Origin of the sequence: Bradyrhizobium betae (genome assembly GCF_004123905.1) — a bacterium.
In the GTDB taxonomy this organism is placed as follows: domain Bacteria; phylum Pseudomonadota; class Alphaproteobacteria; order Rhizobiales; family Xanthobacteraceae; genus Bradyrhizobium; species Bradyrhizobium betae_A.
Map to the genome: position 1 here is coordinate 56,425 of NZ_MZXW01000006.1, position 15,412 is coordinate 71,836.

The window sequence follows — 15,412 nt, forward strand, 5'->3', positions numbered from 1 at the left end:
GGCCCGTCATTTAGTCCATCCGGCGGAAGATCGCGCTGGCGTTGACCCCGCCGAAGCCAAACCCGTTGGAGATGGCGTGCTGCATCGGCATCGGCCGTGCGGCGCCTGAGACGATGTCGATGCCATCAGCGCCGGGATCGGGGTTTTCGAGATTGAGCGTCGGCGGCGCGATCTGGTCGCGCAGGGCGAGGATCGTGAAGATCGCTTCCAGCCCGCCGGCGGCGCCGAGCAGATGGCCGGTGGCTGATTTCGTCGCGCTGACAGCGATGTTTCGGTTCCGGCCGAACAGCGCGGCGATGGCGCCAAGCTCGCTCTCGTCGCCAGCCGGCGTTGACGTCGCATGCGCGTTCAGATGCTGCAAGTCCGTGGGTTCAAGCTTCGCCTGGCGTAGTGCGATCTCCATGGCGCGACGTGCGCCGTCGCCATCGGGCGGACCCGAGGTCATGTGATAGGCGTCTGCGGTCGTGCCGTAGCCGATGATTTCCGCGATCGGCGTCGCGCCACGGGCCAGCGCGTGCTCGAGATCCTCGATCACCAAAATGCCGGCACCTTCGCCCATCACAAATCCCTCGCGGTCGCGATCGAACGGGCGCGAGGCGCGGGCGGGCTCGTCGTTAAAGGAGCTCGATAGCGCGCGTGCCGCGGCAAAGCCGCCGAGGCTGACGATATCGATGCAGGCCTCCGCGCCGCCGCAGATGGCGACATCGGCTTCGCCGGCGCGGATCATGCGCGCAGCATCGCCGATCGCCTGCACGCCGGCGGCACAGGCCGTAACGGGCGTGCCCAGCGCGCCCTTGTAGCCGTATTTGATCGAGACGTGGCCGGCGGCGAGATTGGCAAGGAACGAGGGGATCGTGAACGGCGAGAGCCGGCGCGCGCCGCGGTGCTCGGTGATGCGCACCGCCTCCGCCATCGCCGGGAAGCCGCCAACGCCGGAGGCGATGATTGTCGCGGTGCGTTCCAGCGCGCTCGCGTCCTGCGGCGTCCATTTCGCTTGCGCGATCGCTTCCGCGGTGGCGAGCAGCGCGAACAGGATAAAGCGATCCATCTTGCGCTGGTCTTTTGGCGCGGCGGCTTGCGCGGGATCGAAGCCGCCGTCGGCATCATCGGCCTTGTCAGGCACGAGCCCGGCAATGCGCGCGGGCAGGGCTTGCGCCCATTCGGGCAGCGGGCGCAGTCCGCTCTGGCCGGCGAGCAGTCGGCGCCAGGACAGTTCGACACCGCAGCCGAGCGGCGACACCGCGCCCATGCCTGTCACGACGATACGACGCATGTCAGTCTCCAGCCGGCGCAACGGCCGGGTTCATGGCTTTGAGCGAGGCGAGCCGCGCGCGCATCCCGCGGCTGGCGCGCGGACCTGCAACGACGACCGCATTGGCGAGCGTGATCGGACGCATGTCGGCGGCGTCGACGACGACCGGATCGAACGGGCGGACGTCATCCCGGTTCGCCAGCAGGATGGCTTCGCCCTTCGGGGCGAGATGCTTGTTGCCCCAGGCGAGCAGCGTAGCGATCACGGGGAAGAAATCCCGCGCCTTGTTCGTCAGCACATATTCGTAACGCGGCGGGCGTTCGTTGTAGCGGCGGCGGACGAACATGCCGCTCTTGGTGAGATGGGTCAGCCGCCGCGACAGGATGTTCGGCGCGATGCCGAGGCTCTGCGAGAATTCGTCGAACTTCGTCGAGCCCTGAAACGCATCCCGCAGGATCAAGATGCTCCACCATTCGCCGACTGTCTCCACGGCGCGACCGACCGGGCATTCCAGGATGGAGGGGGATTTGGGCTGCATGGCGGGAAGGTAGGTTAGTGACTTGCAAAATGCAAGCTACTGGGTGGGCGGATACGGGTGGAGAGCGAAGCGGAGTTGGCGGTGACAAAACCTGTCCGGTGGTGAGATGTACGGTGGGCGAGGCTGAGCCGCTCTCGTGCCCCGGACGCAACGCAGCGCCTCTTAGCGGTGCGCTGCAGAGCCGGGGCCCATGTTGCCGATCACTGGGTGTCGCGTGGGTCCCGGCTCTGCGCGTTGCACGCTGCAGCGCGTCCGGGACACGAGAGGAGTGCGTGGCTGTCTAGCTCTCCGTCATTGCGAGCGTAGCGAAGCAATCCAGACCGTCGCCGCGGAGGGATTCTGGATTGCTTCGCTGCGCTCGCAATGACCATGTGGGGGCATCGCGCACTAATCCAACGCCGTCACCCGCGCGCAACCGCGAAGCGGTTGTCGCTGAAGGGCGACAGGCTAGCGGCAGTGCGGCAGCGATAGCGGCGTTGGGACGACCGCGCTCAGTGCGACCGCGCCAGGCAGAACGCCACCACCTGCTCCAGCGCGCTCTTCATCGGCGAGGACGGGAACAGCGCCAGCGCGTCGACGGCCATGGCGCCGTAGTGGTGGGCGCGGCTGATCGTGTCCTCGAGTGCGCGGTGCTTGTTCATCAACCCGATGGCGTGATCGAGGTCGCTGTCGCCGATCTCGCCGCGCTCGAGCGCCTTGATCCAGAAGGCGCGCTCGGTGTCGTTGCCGCGGCGGAAGGCGAGTACCACTGGCAGCGTGATCTTGCCCTCGCGAAAGTCGTCGCCGGTGTTCTTGCCGAGTTTTGCGCTCTTGCCGCCATAGTCGAGCACGTCGTCGACCAGCTGGAAGGCGATGCCGAGATTCATGCCGACCGAGCGGCAGGCGGTTTGCTCCGCCTTCGGGCGGTTGGCGATGACAGGGCCGACCTCGCAGGCGGCCGCGAACAGCTCGGCGGTCTTGCCGCGGATCACGGCGAGATATTCGTCCTCGGTGGTCGCGGTGTTTTTGGCGGCGGCAAGCTGCATCACCTCGCCCTCGGCGATGGTGGCGGCAGCCGCGGAGAGAATGTCCAGCGCGCGGAGCGAGCCGACCTCGACCATCATGCGGAAGGCTTGTCCGAGCAGGAAGTCGCCGACCAGCACGCTCGCCTCGTTGCCCCAGAGCATGCGCGCCGAGAGTTTTCCGCGGCGCATTTCGCTCTCGTCGACGACGTCGTCGTGCAGGAGCGTGGCGGTGTGCATGAACTCGACGGACGCGGCGAGCTTGATGTGGCCGTCGCCGGTGTAGCCGGCGAGGTTGGCCATGGCGAGCGTCAGCATCGGCCGCAGCCGCTTGCCCCCGGAGGAGATCAGATGGTTGGCGACCTCCGGGATCATGGTCACATCAGACCCGGTCCGCGACAGGATCGTGGCGTTGACGCGCTCCATGTCACCGGCGACAAGGGCAACCAGCTGTTCGATCGACGCGCCGGGAGTTTCGAAAGGTACGATGACGGCCACGCCGGTCTCCAATATTTGCCCCGGAAGGGCTATTCTGATGGAAATACAATAGAAACTGGCGGCGGATGCGGCAAGGCCTGCGGAACCATTGACATTTGCCCCTTTAGCCCCCTTCGGGCAGGAGACCTCAGTTTTGCGTGAACTGGTTCGAACCAACGATATGGTGCTGGTGTCAGCGATCGGCGCGCTGCTCGACGGCGCCAACATCCATCATCTGGTGCTGGACCAGAACATGAGCATCATCGAGGGCTCGCTCGGCATTTTGCCGCGGCGGATCCTGGTCCATGAGGACGACGCCCGGGAGGCCAGGGAACTTCTCACCGACGCCGGCCTCAGCCACGAACTGCGCGGCGATGATTGAGGCCGCACCCGATATCACCGAGGACGCCTTTCTCGGCGGTCAGTTGCGGCTGAAGCAGAAGCGGTCCGGCCATCGCGCCGGCCATGACGCGATCCTGCTCGCGGCGGCGACGGAGGCTCACGCGGGCGACCGCGTGGTCGATCTCGGCGCCGGCATCGGCACCGCGGGGCTGGCGCTCGCCCGGCGTGTGGCGGGCGTCAAGCTCAGCCTGGTCGAGATCGATCCGGAGCTCGCGGAACTCGCGCGCGCCAATGCGGCGGCGAATGCGATTGCCGCCGAGGTGATGGTGCTTGACGTCACGGCCGATGCGCAGGCGTTCTCGATACATGGGCTCGGGCCCGACAGTGTCGACGTGGTGCTGACCAACCCGCCCTTCAACGATCCGGTGCGGCATCGCGGCTCGCCGGACCAGATGCGCCACAGCGCGCATGTGGCGACGGAGGAGACGCTGCATGCGTGGGTGCATGCAGCGCGGCGTATCCTCCGATCGAATGGCGCGCTGACATTGATCTGGCGCGCAGATGGGATCACGGATGTTTTGGCAGCGCTGTCACGCGGCTTCGGCAGCTTTGTGGTCCTGCCGATTCACGGCGAAGCGGGACGGCCCGCGATCCGCGTACTGGTGCGCGCGACCAAAGGCGGCAGAGCTCCGACGCGATTGTTGCCGGGTCTCATGCTTAACGAAGAGTCACGCGTGCCTAAAAAAGAGGTGATGGATATTCTGGAGGGACGATCGGTTCTACCCCTGGTGGAACCGTGATGGCTTACTGCGGAAGCGATTCCGACTGCTGTTCTTGCGGGGACGTCAAGCGGATCGCCATGAAAAGCGCACCGATCAGCAGCATCAGCAGGTAGATCTTCATGACGTTTCCTCCGCTGCTTCATTGCAGCTTCCCAACGAGGAATCTGCAAAACACGTTCCAGGCACTTCCAATGACACTCGCGTGATAAGAAATGGTTAACCAGAGGTAGCGGCATGGCTGAACAATTGAACGATCGTGGGAGTTCCGGCCTGGCCGACAAGCTCATGCAATATCTGCCGGCGCGCTTCCGCCCCGGCACGGCCGTCGTGCCGGTGGTGCGACTCTCCGGCGTGATTGGTGCGGTGACGCCGCTGCGCCCGGGCATGTCGCTCGCGGGCGTCGCGCGCGTGCTGGAGCGGGCCTTTTCGATGCGCAACGCCAAGGCGGTGGCGCTGGTGATCAACTCGCCCGGCGGCTCGCCGGTGCAGTCGCGCCAGATCTATCTGCGCATCAAGCAGCTCGCGGCGGAGAAGAAGCTGCCGGTGCTGGTGTTCGTCGAGGACGTCGCGGCGTCCGGCGGCTACATGATCGCCTGCGCCGGCGATGAGATCATTTGCGATCCATCATCGATTCTCGGTTCGATCGGCGTGGTCGGCGGCAGTTTTGGTTTCCAGGAGGCGATCAAGCGGCTCGGCATCGAGCGGCGCCTCTACACGGCCGGCGCGCACAAGGCGATGCTCGATCCGTTCCTGCCCGAAAACCCCGACGACGTCGCCAAGCTGAAGGCGCTTCAGCGCGAGATCCACCAGATATTCATTGCCTTGGTGAAGGACAGCCGCGGTGCGCGCCTCAAGGGCAGCGACGACACGCTATTCACGGGCGAATACTGGGCCGGCGAGAGTTCAATCGCGCTGGGGCTCGCCGACAGCATCGGCGATCTGCGCTCAACTCTTCGTGCCCGCTATGGCGAGAAGGTTCTCACCCCCGTCATTGCGCAGCCGACCGGGTTGCTGTCCGGCCTTTTGGGGCGGAAATCGCCGGGTGCGGGCCAGCTTTCGGCCATGGAATCAATGGCCGGGTTGCCGGACGATCTGATCTCGGCGGTCGAGACGCGCGCGATTTGGGCGAAATTCGGGTTCTAGGCGGAGCCCGCCCGCGCCATTTGGTCCGGGCCGAGCCAATTGCGGCGCGGCCTGGTCTGCGCGAGAATGCGTATGGGGGGTGAGCATTGTGAACAAGGAACGACCGATGCCGTTCGTCGCATTCGCAGGCGTCCTGGGCGGGCTTGCCGTGGTCCGCTGGGCGTATAAGACCGCTGTCCGGATCAACCAGGAGCTGGAGGAGATGCGCCTCTCGCGCGTCGCCGAGGCCGCCCATATGGGGAATATCCAGACGCTGAAGCGTGACCCCGTGACCGGGGCTTATCGGCCGGGTTAGTTAGCGCCACTTGTCATGTCCGGGCTTGTCCCGGGCATCCACGTTCTTCGTGCCGCGAGAAAGGTCGTGGATGGCCGGGACAAGCCCGGCCATGACGGAGAGAACCGGGCCCGAATCCGCCCCTTTGCCTTGATTCCCACCCCCGCCGTCGATACGGTCCCGCGCGATTCAAAACCCCCCGCGAGAGCCTGATCTGACGATGGACGCCTCATTGCCCGCCCATATGCGCCCGGAACGTTCGTTCCAGGGTTTTATCCTCGCGCTCCAGACCTTCTGGGCCGAGCAGGGCTGCGTGATCCTGCAGCCCTACGACATGGAGATGGGCGCAGGCACCTTCCATCCGGCGACCACGCTGCGCGCGCTCGGGCCAAAGCCTTGGAATGCCGCCTATGTGCAGCCCTCGCGCCGGCCCAAGGATGGCCGCTACGGCGAGAATCCGAATCGGATGCAGCACTACTACCAGTTCCAGGTGATCATGAAGCCGTCGCCGCCGAACCTCCAGGAGCTCTACCTGAAGTCGCTCGCCGCGATCGGCATCGATTCCGCCGTGCACGACATCCGCTTCGTCGAGGACGACTGGGAGAGCCCGACGCTGGGCGCCTGGGGTCTCGGCTGGGAATGCTGGTGCGACGGCATGGAAGTCAGCCAGTTCACCTATTTCCAGCAGGTCGCGGGTTTTGAATGCGCGCCGGTCGCGGGCGAGCTCACCTACGGGCTCGAGCGCCTCGCGATGTATGTGCAGGGCGTCGACCGCGTCTACGACCTCAATTTTAATGGCCGCGAGGGTGATCAGAAGGTCACTTATGGCGATGTCTTCCTGCAGGCCGAGCGGGAATATTCGAAGCACAACTTTGAAGTCGCCGACACCGCGATGCTGTTCGAGCAGTTCAAGATGGCGGAAGCCGCGTGCCGCAAATATCTCGATGCCGGCTGGAAGGATGAGAAGCGCGAGGCGCATCTGATGGCGCTGCCGGCCTATGACCAGTGCATCAAGGCGAGCCACGTTTTCAATCTGCTCGATGCGCGCGGCGTGATCTCCGTGACCGAGCGGCAGAGCTACATCTTGCGCGTGCGCGAACTGGCAAAAGCCTGCGGCGAGGCCTGGATCCATACTGAAGCGGGCGGAGCGGCCTGATGCCCGAACTTTTGCTTGAACTGTTCTCGGAAGAGATCCCCGCGCGGATGCAGGCCAAGGCGGCCGACGATCTGCGCCGCATGGTCACCGACAAGCTCGTTGCCGAAGGCCTCGTCTACGAGGGCGCGAAAGCCTTCGCGACGCCGCGTCGCCTTGCGCTCACCGTGCACGGCATTCCCGCGCGCCAGCCCGACCTCAAGACCGAACGCCGCGGACCGAAAGTCGGCGCGCCCGATGCGGCCGTGCAGGGTTTTCTGAAGGCGACAGGTCTGAAATCGCTCGACGAAGCCAAGATCCAGCGCGACCCCAAGGGTGATTTCTACATCGGCTTGATCGAGAAGCCCGGCCGCGATGCGATCGATGTGCTCGCGGAAATCCTGCCCGTCATCATCCGCACCTTCCCCTGGCCGAAATCGATGCGCTGGGGCGCGCGCTCCGGCAAGCCGGGCTCGCTGAGCTGGGTGCGTCCGCTGCACGCGATCACCGCAACCTTCGGGCCCGAGACCGAAGAACCCGATGTCGTGAAGTTCGAGGTCGACGGAATCGCAACCGGCCAGACCACCTACGGCCATCGCTTCATGGCGCCGGATGCGATTAACGTGCGCCGCTTCGAGGACTACGAAGCCAAGCTGAAGGCGGCAAAGGTCATCCTCGATCCGCAGGCGCGCAAGGACATCATCTTTGCGGACGCCAAGGAGCTGACCTTCGCGCAAGGTTTTGAGCTCGTCGAAGATCAGGTGCTGCTGGACGAAGTCTCGGGGCTCGTCGAATGGCCGGTCGTCATGATGGGGTCGTTCGAAGAAGAGTATCTCGCGATCCCGGAAGAGGTGATCCGCGCCACCATCCGCAACAACCAGAAGTGCTTTGTGGTCAGGGATGCCAAGACGGGCAAGCTGACCAACAAGTTCGTGCTCACGGCGAATATCGAGGCGGCTGACGGCGGCCGGGTCATCGTCTCAGGCAACGAGCGCGTGATCCGTCCGCGCCTGTCGGATGCGAAGTTCTTCTACGAGACGGACCTGAAGACGAAGCTGCAAGATCGGCTGCCGAAATTCGAGCAGATCGTGTTCCACGAGAAGCTAGGGACGCAGGCGGAGCGCATCGAGCGCCTTGAGCGCCTTGCCGCCGAGATCGCGCCGCTGGTCGGCGCCGATGTCGCGAAAGCAACGCGCGCGGCACATCTGGCGAAGGCGGATCTGCTGACCGAAGTCGTCGGCGAATTCCCTGAGGTGCAGGGCCTGATGGGCAAATACTATGCGCTGGCCCAGGGCGAGGACGCTTCCGTCGCCGCCGCCTGCGAAGAGCATTACAAGCCGCAAGGTCCGGCAGATCGCGTTCCGACGGAACCAGTCAGTGTCGCTGTCGCGCTCGCCGACAAGATCGACACTCTCGTCGGGTTCTGGGCGATTGACGAAAAGCCGACGGGAAGCAAGGACCCGTACGCTCTCCGTCGCGCGGCGTTGGGTGTAATCCGGCTGGTGCTAGAAAATCAGCTCAAGATTGAATTCAACCATATTATCAGGAATGCATATCGATCGATGTTTGCCCAAATGGCTGGTCGCCCACCGGTAATCGAAGCCAGAAAATTTACTTGGAAGCCCGAGATGATGACTTTGATGTCGAAGATCAGGGTTCCGCGCTCCTTGGAGCTTGAGGCTATGTTCGCGGAAAATATCGATAAGATCATCGATGACGATGCGCTGTTTACGCCGGAGGCGCGCAAACAGCGAATTGATCAAGAGGCCATGACGAAGATTCGCGAGGCCAGTCGTCGACATCACTATCTACGAGAGCTTCGTGGTCTGAAGGAAGTTTCATCAGAACTCCTCGCCTTCTTCGCCGACCGCCTCAAGGTCCAGCTCCGCGAGCAGGGCGCGCGTCACGATCTCGTCGATGCCGTGTTCGCGCTCGGTGGCCAGGATGATCTGCTGATGATCGTCCGCCGTGTCGAGGCGCTCGGCAAATTCCTCGAGACCGACGACGGCAAGAACCTGCTCGCCGGCATCAAGCGCGCCAGCAATATCCTCGGCATCGAGGAGAAGAAGGACAAGCGCACGTTCGACGGCGCGCCGGATGCTGCGCTCTATGGCCTCGATGAGGAGAAGGCGCTGGCCAAGGCGATCGGCGAGGTGAAGGCGGAAGCAAGTGCCGCCGTCGCTAAGGAGGACTTTGCGGCCGCGATGAGCGCAATGGCCAAGCTGCGTCCGCCGGTGGATGCGTTCTTCGACAAGGTGCGCGTCAACGACGACGATCCAAAGGTGCGTGAGAACCGGTTGAAGCTGCTCAACGAGATTCGCAGTGCCACGCGCGCGGTCGCGGATTTCTCGAAGATCCAGGATTGATCTCGTGCCCCGGACGCAGCGCAGCGCCACTTGGCGGTGCGCTGCAGAGCCGGGGCCCATGCTTGCCGCGAGTTCGTGGCTTCTGTGTCCCGGGTCTGCGCTTCGCTTGCCCGGGACACGAGGGCATGCCCTACAAAAAGTGCCCCGCCCGGCGGGGGGAAGACCGGGCGGGGCCTGATGTCCGCGACAAGCTTCACGCGTCAGCCTGATTTGACGCGTCGGACATCGAGTTGAGCGGCAGCGTTAGTCCATCACCTCGACGATGCGGCGCGAGCGCGGCTCGACCAGCACGGTCTCGCCGTTCACGACGGTGTAGCGATAGGTCGTGGCGCCGAAACGTTGCGGCACGTCATAATAGGTGACGCCGCTTTCGGGTAAGGTGGCGCCGACCACCACGCGATCCGGGATACGGAAGGCCGGCACACGTTGTTCGACGACATAGTCGCGGAAAGCCGGCCGCTGTTCGACCGTAATCGTTGGGCCACCTTCGACCACGACGGGCGCGCGCCCCACCGTAATGCCGGTTTGCGCCTGTGCCGCGATCGGCGCACCGAGCGCAACGCCAAGCGTTGCGAGAGCGAGAATCCTGTTCCGCATGGGCAACTCCTTCGACATGATTCAGCCGGCGCCAGCGGCGCGACCGGTTGCCAATGCTGCGACGCGCGCGATGTTCCGGAAAACGCCTGCCGCATACGCGGCATTTTCGGGCAGATTTCGCGAAGCCGGGAACCCGCTCGCGTCTTGCGCGTCTCTACCCGCGGAACCCGGTCCGGTATGATCCGGCCGCGATTCGCCTTAACGTACGGAAAGACAATCCATGCACATCACCGTCGCCCACATCTCGCCGATCCTGTCGCTGCTTGCGGGCGTGCTCATTCTGATCATGCCGCGCCTGCTGAACCTGATTGTCGCGATCTTTCTCATCATAAATGGTGCGATCGGGCTCGGATTATTGAAGTGGCTCCATCTCTAGGCCTTCATTTTCCGGAACTCTTCGACTTGCGCGGGCCTGCCCAAAGTGGTGTAAGGCGCGCGATTTCCCATTCCTCTCGCAGGTTGTGTGCAAGCTATGGCCAAAGCCGCCTCGAAGCCTTCTAAAACTGCAGCGAAATCAAAGCCCTCCGCCAAGGCGAAGGCCGCGCCGGCGGCCCGTAAGGCGCTCGCCAAGAGCGCTCCCAAGCCGGTTGCCAAGGCCCCGGCGAAAGCCGCTGCCAAGCCGGTCTCGAAGCCGGCCGCCAAGCCCGCCGCGAAGGCTGTGACCAAGCCGGTTGCGCCGAAGGTCGCACCGAAGAAGGCCGCGCCAGCCGCCGCCAAGGCTGGCAAATGGGTGTTCACATTCGGTGACGGCAAGGCCGAGGGCAAAGCCGAGATGCGCGACCTGCTCGGCGGCAAGGGCGCCAACCTCGCCGAGATGGCCAATCTCGGCCTTCCCGTGCCTCCCGGGTTCACCATCCCAACCTCGGTCTGCACCTATTTCTACGCGCACGACAAATCCTATCCGAAGGAATTGCAGTCGCAGGTTGAGAAGGCGCTCGACCATGTCGGCAAGTTGACCGGCAAGGTGTTCGGCGACACCAAGAATCCGCTGCTGGTCTCCGTGCGCTCCGGCGCGCGCGCCTCGATGCCGGGCATGATGGACACCGTGCTCAACCTCGGCCTCAACGACGAGACCGTGGAAGCGCTCTCGGAACTGTCAGGTGACCGCCGCTTCGCCTATGACAGCTATCGCCGCTTCATCACCATGTATTCGGACGTGGTGCTCGGCTTCGAGCATCATCACTTCGAGGAAATCCTCGACACCTTCAAGGACAGCCAGGGCTACACGCTCGACACCGATCTGTCGGCCGAGGACTGGGTCGAGCTGGTCGGCAAGTACAAGGACGCGGTCGCCCGCGAGACCGGCAAGGACTTTCCGCAGGATCCGCACGACCAGCTCTGGGGCGCGATTGGTGCTGTGTTCTCATCCTGGATGAACGCGCGTGCGGTGACCTACCGCAAGCTGCACGACATTCCGGAATCCTGGGGCACCGCGGTCAACGTGCAGGCCATGGTGTTCGGCAACATGGGCGACACGTCGGCGACCGGCGTTGCCTTCACCCGCAATCCCTCGACCGGCGAGAGCAAGCTCTACGGCGAGTTCCTGATCAACGCGCAAGGTGAGGACGTGGTGGCGGGCATCCGCACGCCGCAGGACATCACGGAGGACGCGCGCAAGGAATCCGGCTCCGACAAGGCGTCGATGGAAGCGGCGATGCCGGAGGCCTTCAAGGAGCTGACGCGGATCTACACGCTGCTCGAGAAGCACTACCGCGACATGCAGGACATGGAGTTCACGGTCGAGCAGGGCAAGCTCTGGATGCTCCAGACCCGCGGCGGCAAGCGCACCGCGAAAGCGGCGCTGCGCATCGCGGTCGAACTCGCCAATGAGGGCCTGATCACCAAGAATGAAGCGGTGACGCGGATCGATCCCGCCTCGCTCGACCAGCTGTTGCATCCGACCATCGATCCCGACGCCAAGCGCGACGTGATCGCGACTGGCCTGCCGGCTTCGCCAGGTGCTGCCTCCGGCGAGATCGTGTTCTCCTCGGACGAAGCGGCCAAGCTTCAGGGCGACGGACGCAAGGTCATCCTGGTCCGCATCGAGACCAGCCCGGAAGACATCCACGGCATGCACGCCGCCGAAGGCATCTTGACCACCCGCGGCGGCATGACCTCGCACGCCGCCGTGGTCGCGCGCGGCATGGGCAAGCCCTGCGTCTCCGGCTGCGGCACCATCCGCGTCGACTATGGCCGCGGCACCATGAGCATCGGCTCGCGCACCTACAAGACCGGAGACGTCATCACCATCGACGGGTCGCTCGGCCAGGTGCTCGCCGGCCGGATGCCGATGATCGAGCCGGAGCTTTCGGGCGAGTTCGGTACGCTGATGAAGTGGGCCGACCAGGTCCGCAAGATCGGCGTTCGCGTCAATGGCGACACGCCCGACGATGCGCGCACCGCGATCAAGTTCGGCGCGGAAGGCATCGGCCTCTGCCGTACCGAGCACATGTTCTTCGAGGAGACCCGCATCCGCACCGTGCGCGAGATGATCCTGTCCGAGGACGAGCAGTCGCGCCGTGCCGCGCTTGCGAAGCTGCTGCCGATGCAGCGTGCCGACTTCGTCGAGCTGTTTGAGATCATGAAGGGCCTGCCCGTCACGATCCGCCTGCTCGATCCGCCGCTGCACGAGTTCCTGCCGCACACCCATGCCGAGGTCGAGGAAGTGGCGCGTGCCATGAACACCGACCCGCGGCGCCTGGCCGACCGCGCGCGCGAGCTTTCGGAGTTCAATCCGATGCTCGGCTTCCGCGGCTGCCGTATCGCGATCGCGTATCCTGAAATCGCCGAGATGCAGGCGCGTGCGATCTTCGAAGCCGCCGTCGAGGCCGAGAAGCGCACCGGCAAGGCCGTCGGCCTCGAGGTGATGGTGCCGCTGATCGCGACCAAGATGGAGCTCGACCTCGTTAAGGCGCGGATCGATTCCACCGCGAAAGCAGTGATGCGCGACACCAACACCAAGCTGACCTATCAGGTCGGCACCATGATCGAGTTGCCGCGCGCCTGCCTGCTCGCGGCCGAGATCGCGGAGAGTGCCGAGTTCTTCTCCTTCGGCACCAACGATCTGACGCAAACGACTTACGGCATCAGCCGCGACGACGCCGCGAGCTTCCTCGGGACCTACGTGTCCAAGGGCATCCTCCCGATCGATCCCTTCGTGGCCCTCGACCAGGAAGGTGTCGGCGAGCTCGTCAAGATCGGCGTCGCGCGCGGCCGCAAGACGCGCCCGAAGCTCAAGGTTGGCATCTGCGGCGAGCACGGCGGCGATCCCGCTTCCGTCGCCTTCTGCCACGACATTGGCCTCGACTATGTGTCGTGCTCGCCCTACCGCGTTCCGATCGCGCGACTCGCCGCCGCGCAAGCCGCGCTCGGCAAGGCGGTCGCGAGCCAGGCGTAAGAAGAGTTTGAAATGTTGAATGCGAAGAGGCGGGGCCAAACCCCGCTTCTTTTCATTTTGCGCACCGCTCTCTCCCCACGTCATTGAATTTGCGCAGTTGGTCGTTCCGTCATCCTGAGGTGCGAGCGATGGGACGCAACGCGTCCCATCGGGAGCCTCGAAGGATGCACGGCCGGGATGCAGCCGGGCCGTCGCCCTTCGAGGGCCGCTGAAGAAGCGGCCACCTCAGGGTGACGGTGAGGAGTCTGCTTTCGCATCGTCAATGCGCAACACCTGGAGCCCATCACGCGTACCGTAATGATACGTGCGCGCAAGAGTTCCTTTACCATGCGCGTTGACCAGATATTTACCGCCTCAAGTCAGCGGACATTTACCAACACGCATCATCGCTCCGGGAAAACACCTGCAATCGCTTGAGTGTGCCGCGCGCGCAACGCCGATTAACGCCCCAGCAACCTAAATTAGATACTCACGATAAAGATCGAATTGCACGGATGTACTGCGGGTCGATTTTTCTAGCGTAAGCCTAGCGTGAGCGTGTTGATGTCAGTGTTGCGTAACCATCCGAAGGGCGCGCGGTTCGCGTCCTTCGGCATCGGTCTCTGCATCTTCGCATTGATGCCGAGAGAGACCGGCTATCAGGACATTGCCTCTTTACTGGCCCGTCAGCCTGGCGTCGCCGAGCGTTGGCAGAGGCAGGTCTATTCCGCGGCGTCCTCGATCCAGCTCGCCACCTACAGCTTTTCCCGCCCCATCGGCACCTCGGTTCCGCAGAGCGCGTTGGTTCGCCTCGCAAGCCTCGATGGCCGCGACGTCACCGGCGCAATCGGCCGTAATCCGGCGCTGCAGGCGCCGCCGCGCTACCAGGCGGCCGATTTTCCCAAGGTCGATCGCTCCATGAAGGGTGATCGCCTCGCAACGCTCACACCGACGCAGGCTCCCGAAGCGGGCGCACCAGCCGCCACGCCCGCGCAGGAAGATCCCGCGACGTCGAACAGCTCGGTATTCGGCGCCAAGACCGTCGCGTTGCCACAGGTGATGTCGCAAGCCATGTCGCCTGAGTCCGCGGCCGCGCTCGATCCGGAGCTTGCGGAAGCGCTGCGTGCGCCGCCGCTGCCGCAATATGCCAATCCGCCGCAAGCCAGTGACGCCGCGCGCGCGTTCGCAGTCCAGCCGCTCGACGCGCTGAAGCAGGCCACCCTTCCGGCGGCACAGCCGCGCGATCCTTTCCGCGTGAAAACCTCGAACCTGTTCTTCGGCAGTTCCTCGCTCGGCGGCAATCTCGAGAGCATCGAGAGCTGGCAGCCCGGCGCCGAGCCGCTGATCGTGATGCCCGACCCCGACATGAAGGTGACGGCCTCGCTGACGCCCCCGACGGCTGATATTGCGAAAGACATCGAGAGCGGCGAGAGCGTCGCGCCGAAAGGCGAGGTCAACGCCGACAACCAGCGCGCCAAATCGCCGGCGGAGCGGCTCGCCCTCGACGACAAGTCGCGCGCGAAGTCGGAGAAGTGCCTCGCCGAAGCCATCTACTTCGAATCCCGCGGCGAGGCCGTGCGCGGCCAGATGGCGGTGGCGCAGGTGGTGATGAACCGCGTGTTCTCCGGCAAATATCCTGATACCGTGTGCGGCGCGGTCTATCAGAACAAGCACCGCCATTTCGCCTGCCAGTTCACCTTCGCCTGCGACAACAATCCGGACGTGATCCGCGAACCCGAGATGTGGGAGCGCGCCAAGAAGATCTCGAAGGCGATGCTCGACGGCCAGATCTGGTTGCCCGAAGTCGGAAAGTCCACGCACTACCACGCCTATTGGGTACGTCCGTCCTGGGTCGCCGAAATGAAGAAGATGTACAAGACCGGCGTGCACACCTTCTATCGGCCGCGCAACTGGGGCGATGGCAGCGAGGAACCGAGCTGGGGGACGCCAGCGCAGACCGCCGCACTCTCCGCCGAGCTCGCGCAGGAAGCCAAGAGCTCTGCCGAGATGGGTGTGAGCGAGCGGCGGTGAGCATTCATCAAGAGATCGTCATGCCCGGGCTTGTCCCGGGCATCCACGTTCTTCGGACCGCATGGCAAGGCGTGGATGGCCGGGACAAGCCCGGCCATGAC

Annotated in this window: 13 protein-coding genes; 9 read left to right on the top strand and 4 right to left on the bottom strand. The window is 64.4% G+C overall.

Annotated features, from left to right (window positions below; translation table 11 throughout):
- Positions 1 to 10 precede the first annotated feature (10 nt).
- The 3 genes from fabF to B5V03_RS03735 all read right to left on the bottom strand — a co-directional run bounded on the left by fabF (position 11) and on the right by B5V03_RS03735 (position 3,289).
- Entirely contained in the window at positions 11 to 1,273 is a 1,263-nt protein-coding gene (fabF, locus tag B5V03_RS03725; protein ID WP_129267934.1) for a beta-ketoacyl-ACP synthase II, read from the bottom strand.
- A gap of 1 nt (position 1,274) precedes the next feature.
- Positions 1,275 to 1,790, bottom strand: coding sequence for a winged helix-turn-helix transcriptional regulator (locus tag B5V03_RS03730; RefSeq protein WP_129267935.1), 516 nt, complete (start codon positions 1,788 to 1,790; stop codon positions 1,275 to 1,277).
- Between the two features lie 491 nt (positions 1,791 to 2,281).
- On the bottom strand, positions 2,282 to 3,289 hold the full coding sequence (locus tag B5V03_RS03735) for a polyprenyl synthetase family protein (protein WP_092029327.1): 1,008 nt from the start codon (positions 3,287 to 3,289) through the stop codon (positions 2,282 to 2,284).
- A gap of 133 nt (positions 3,290 to 3,422) precedes the next feature.
- Here B5V03_RS03735 and B5V03_RS03740 point away from each other — a divergent pair, with 133 nt between their 5' ends.
- The 6 genes from B5V03_RS03740 (at position 3,423) to glyS (ending at position 9,307) form a co-directional block, all read left to right on the top strand.
- Positions 3,423 to 3,650 (top strand): DUF2007 domain-containing protein, encoded by a 228-nt coding sequence (locus B5V03_RS03740; RefSeq protein ID WP_129267936.1) that lies wholly within the window; start codon positions 3,423 to 3,425, stop codon positions 3,648 to 3,650.
- Complete coding sequence (locus tag B5V03_RS03745; protein ID WP_129267937.1) at positions 3,643 to 4,410, top strand: tRNA1(Val) (adenine(37)-N6)-methyltransferase; 768 nt, start codon at positions 3,643 to 3,645, stop codon at positions 4,408 to 4,410. The genes B5V03_RS03740 and B5V03_RS03745 overlap by 8 nt, the downstream gene beginning before the upstream one ends.
- Before the next feature lie 216 nt (positions 4,411 to 4,626).
- Complete coding sequence (locus B5V03_RS03750; RefSeq protein ID WP_129267938.1) at positions 4,627 to 5,535, top strand: S49 family peptidase; 909 nt, start codon at positions 4,627 to 4,629, stop codon at positions 5,533 to 5,535.
- Positions 5,536 to 5,641: 106 nt separating this feature from the next.
- Complete coding sequence (locus tag B5V03_RS03755) at positions 5,642 to 5,830, top strand: hypothetical protein (protein ID WP_129267982.1); 189 nt, start codon at positions 5,642 to 5,644, stop codon at positions 5,828 to 5,830.
- A 199-nt stretch (positions 5,831 to 6,029) separates the two neighbouring features.
- The gene (locus tag B5V03_RS03760) at positions 6,030 to 6,965 is read left to right on the top strand and encodes a glycine--tRNA ligase subunit alpha (protein WP_129267939.1); all 936 of its coding nucleotides are present in this window, start codon (positions 6,030 to 6,032) and stop codon (positions 6,963 to 6,965) included.
- A complete protein-coding gene (gene glyS / locus B5V03_RS03765) occupies positions 6,965 to 9,307 on the top strand; it encodes a glycine--tRNA ligase subunit beta (RefSeq protein ID WP_129267940.1) in 2,343 nt (780 codons plus the stop codon). Before B5V03_RS03760 ends, glyS begins: the two co-directional genes overlap by 1 nt.
- Before the next feature lie 243 nt (positions 9,308 to 9,550).
- On the opposite strand, the gene B5V03_RS03770 is transcribed toward glyS, so the two are convergent.
- A complete protein-coding gene (locus tag B5V03_RS03770; protein ID WP_164987770.1) occupies positions 9,551 to 9,904 on the bottom strand; it encodes a DUF1236 domain-containing protein in 354 nt (117 codons plus the stop codon).
- 220 nt (positions 9,905 to 10,124) lie between these two features.
- Between B5V03_RS03770 and B5V03_RS03775 the strand changes: the two genes are divergently transcribed.
- From B5V03_RS03775 to B5V03_RS03785, 3 genes are all read left to right on the top strand, one after another.
- Positions 10,125 to 10,280 (top strand): DUF3096 domain-containing protein, encoded by a 156-nt coding sequence (locus B5V03_RS03775; RefSeq protein WP_007594951.1) that lies wholly within the window; start codon positions 10,125 to 10,127, stop codon positions 10,278 to 10,280.
- A gap of 96 nt (positions 10,281 to 10,376) precedes the next feature.
- Entirely contained in the window at positions 10,377 to 13,301 is a 2,925-nt protein-coding gene (gene ppdK / locus B5V03_RS03780) for a pyruvate, phosphate dikinase (RefSeq protein WP_164987771.1), read from the top strand.
- A 543-nt stretch (positions 13,302 to 13,844) separates the two neighbouring features.
- Positions 13,845 to 15,311 carry a cell wall hydrolase gene (locus tag B5V03_RS03785; protein WP_164987772.1) on the top strand — a complete coding sequence of 489 codons (1,467 nt, stop codon included), beginning with the start codon at positions 13,845 to 13,847 and terminating at the stop codon, positions 15,309 to 15,311.
- Positions 15,312 to 15,412 lie beyond the last annotated feature (101 nt).

Coding starts and splice junctions, on each gene's coding strand:
- fabF (WP_129267934.1), bottom strand. CDS start 1,273: ATGCGTCGTATCGTCGTGACAGGCATGGGCGCGGTGTCGCCGCTCGGC.
- B5V03_RS03730 (WP_129267935.1), bottom strand. CDS start 1,790: ATGCAGCCCAAATCCCCCTCCATCCTGGAATGCCCGGTCGGTCGCGCC.
- B5V03_RS03745 (WP_129267937.1), top strand. CDS start 3,643: ATGATTGAGGCCGCACCCGATATCACCGAGGACGCCTTTCTCGGCGGT.
- B5V03_RS03750 (WP_129267938.1), top strand. CDS start 4,627: ATGGCTGAACAATTGAACGATCGTGGGAGTTCCGGCCTGGCCGACAAG.
- B5V03_RS03755 (WP_129267982.1), top strand. CDS start 5,642: ATGCCGTTCGTCGCATTCGCAGGCGTCCTGGGCGGGCTTGCCGTGGTC.
- B5V03_RS03760 (WP_129267939.1), top strand. CDS start 6,030: ATGGACGCCTCATTGCCCGCCCATATGCGCCCGGAACGTTCGTTCCAG.
- glyS (WP_129267940.1), top strand. CDS start 6,965: ATGCCCGAACTTTTGCTTGAACTGTTCTCGGAAGAGATCCCCGCGCGG.
- B5V03_RS03770 (WP_164987770.1), bottom strand. CDS start 9,904: ATGCGGAACAGGATTCTCGCTCTCGCAACGCTTGGCGTTGCGCTCGGT.
- B5V03_RS03775 (WP_007594951.1), top strand. CDS start 10,125: ATGCACATCACCGTCGCCCACATCTCGCCGATCCTGTCGCTGCTTGCG.
- ppdK (WP_164987771.1), top strand. CDS start 10,377: ATGGCCAAAGCCGCCTCGAAGCCTTCTAAAACTGCAGCGAAATCAAAG.
- B5V03_RS03785 (WP_164987772.1), top strand. CDS start 13,845: ATGTCAGTGTTGCGTAACCATCCGAAGGGCGCGCGGTTCGCGTCCTTC.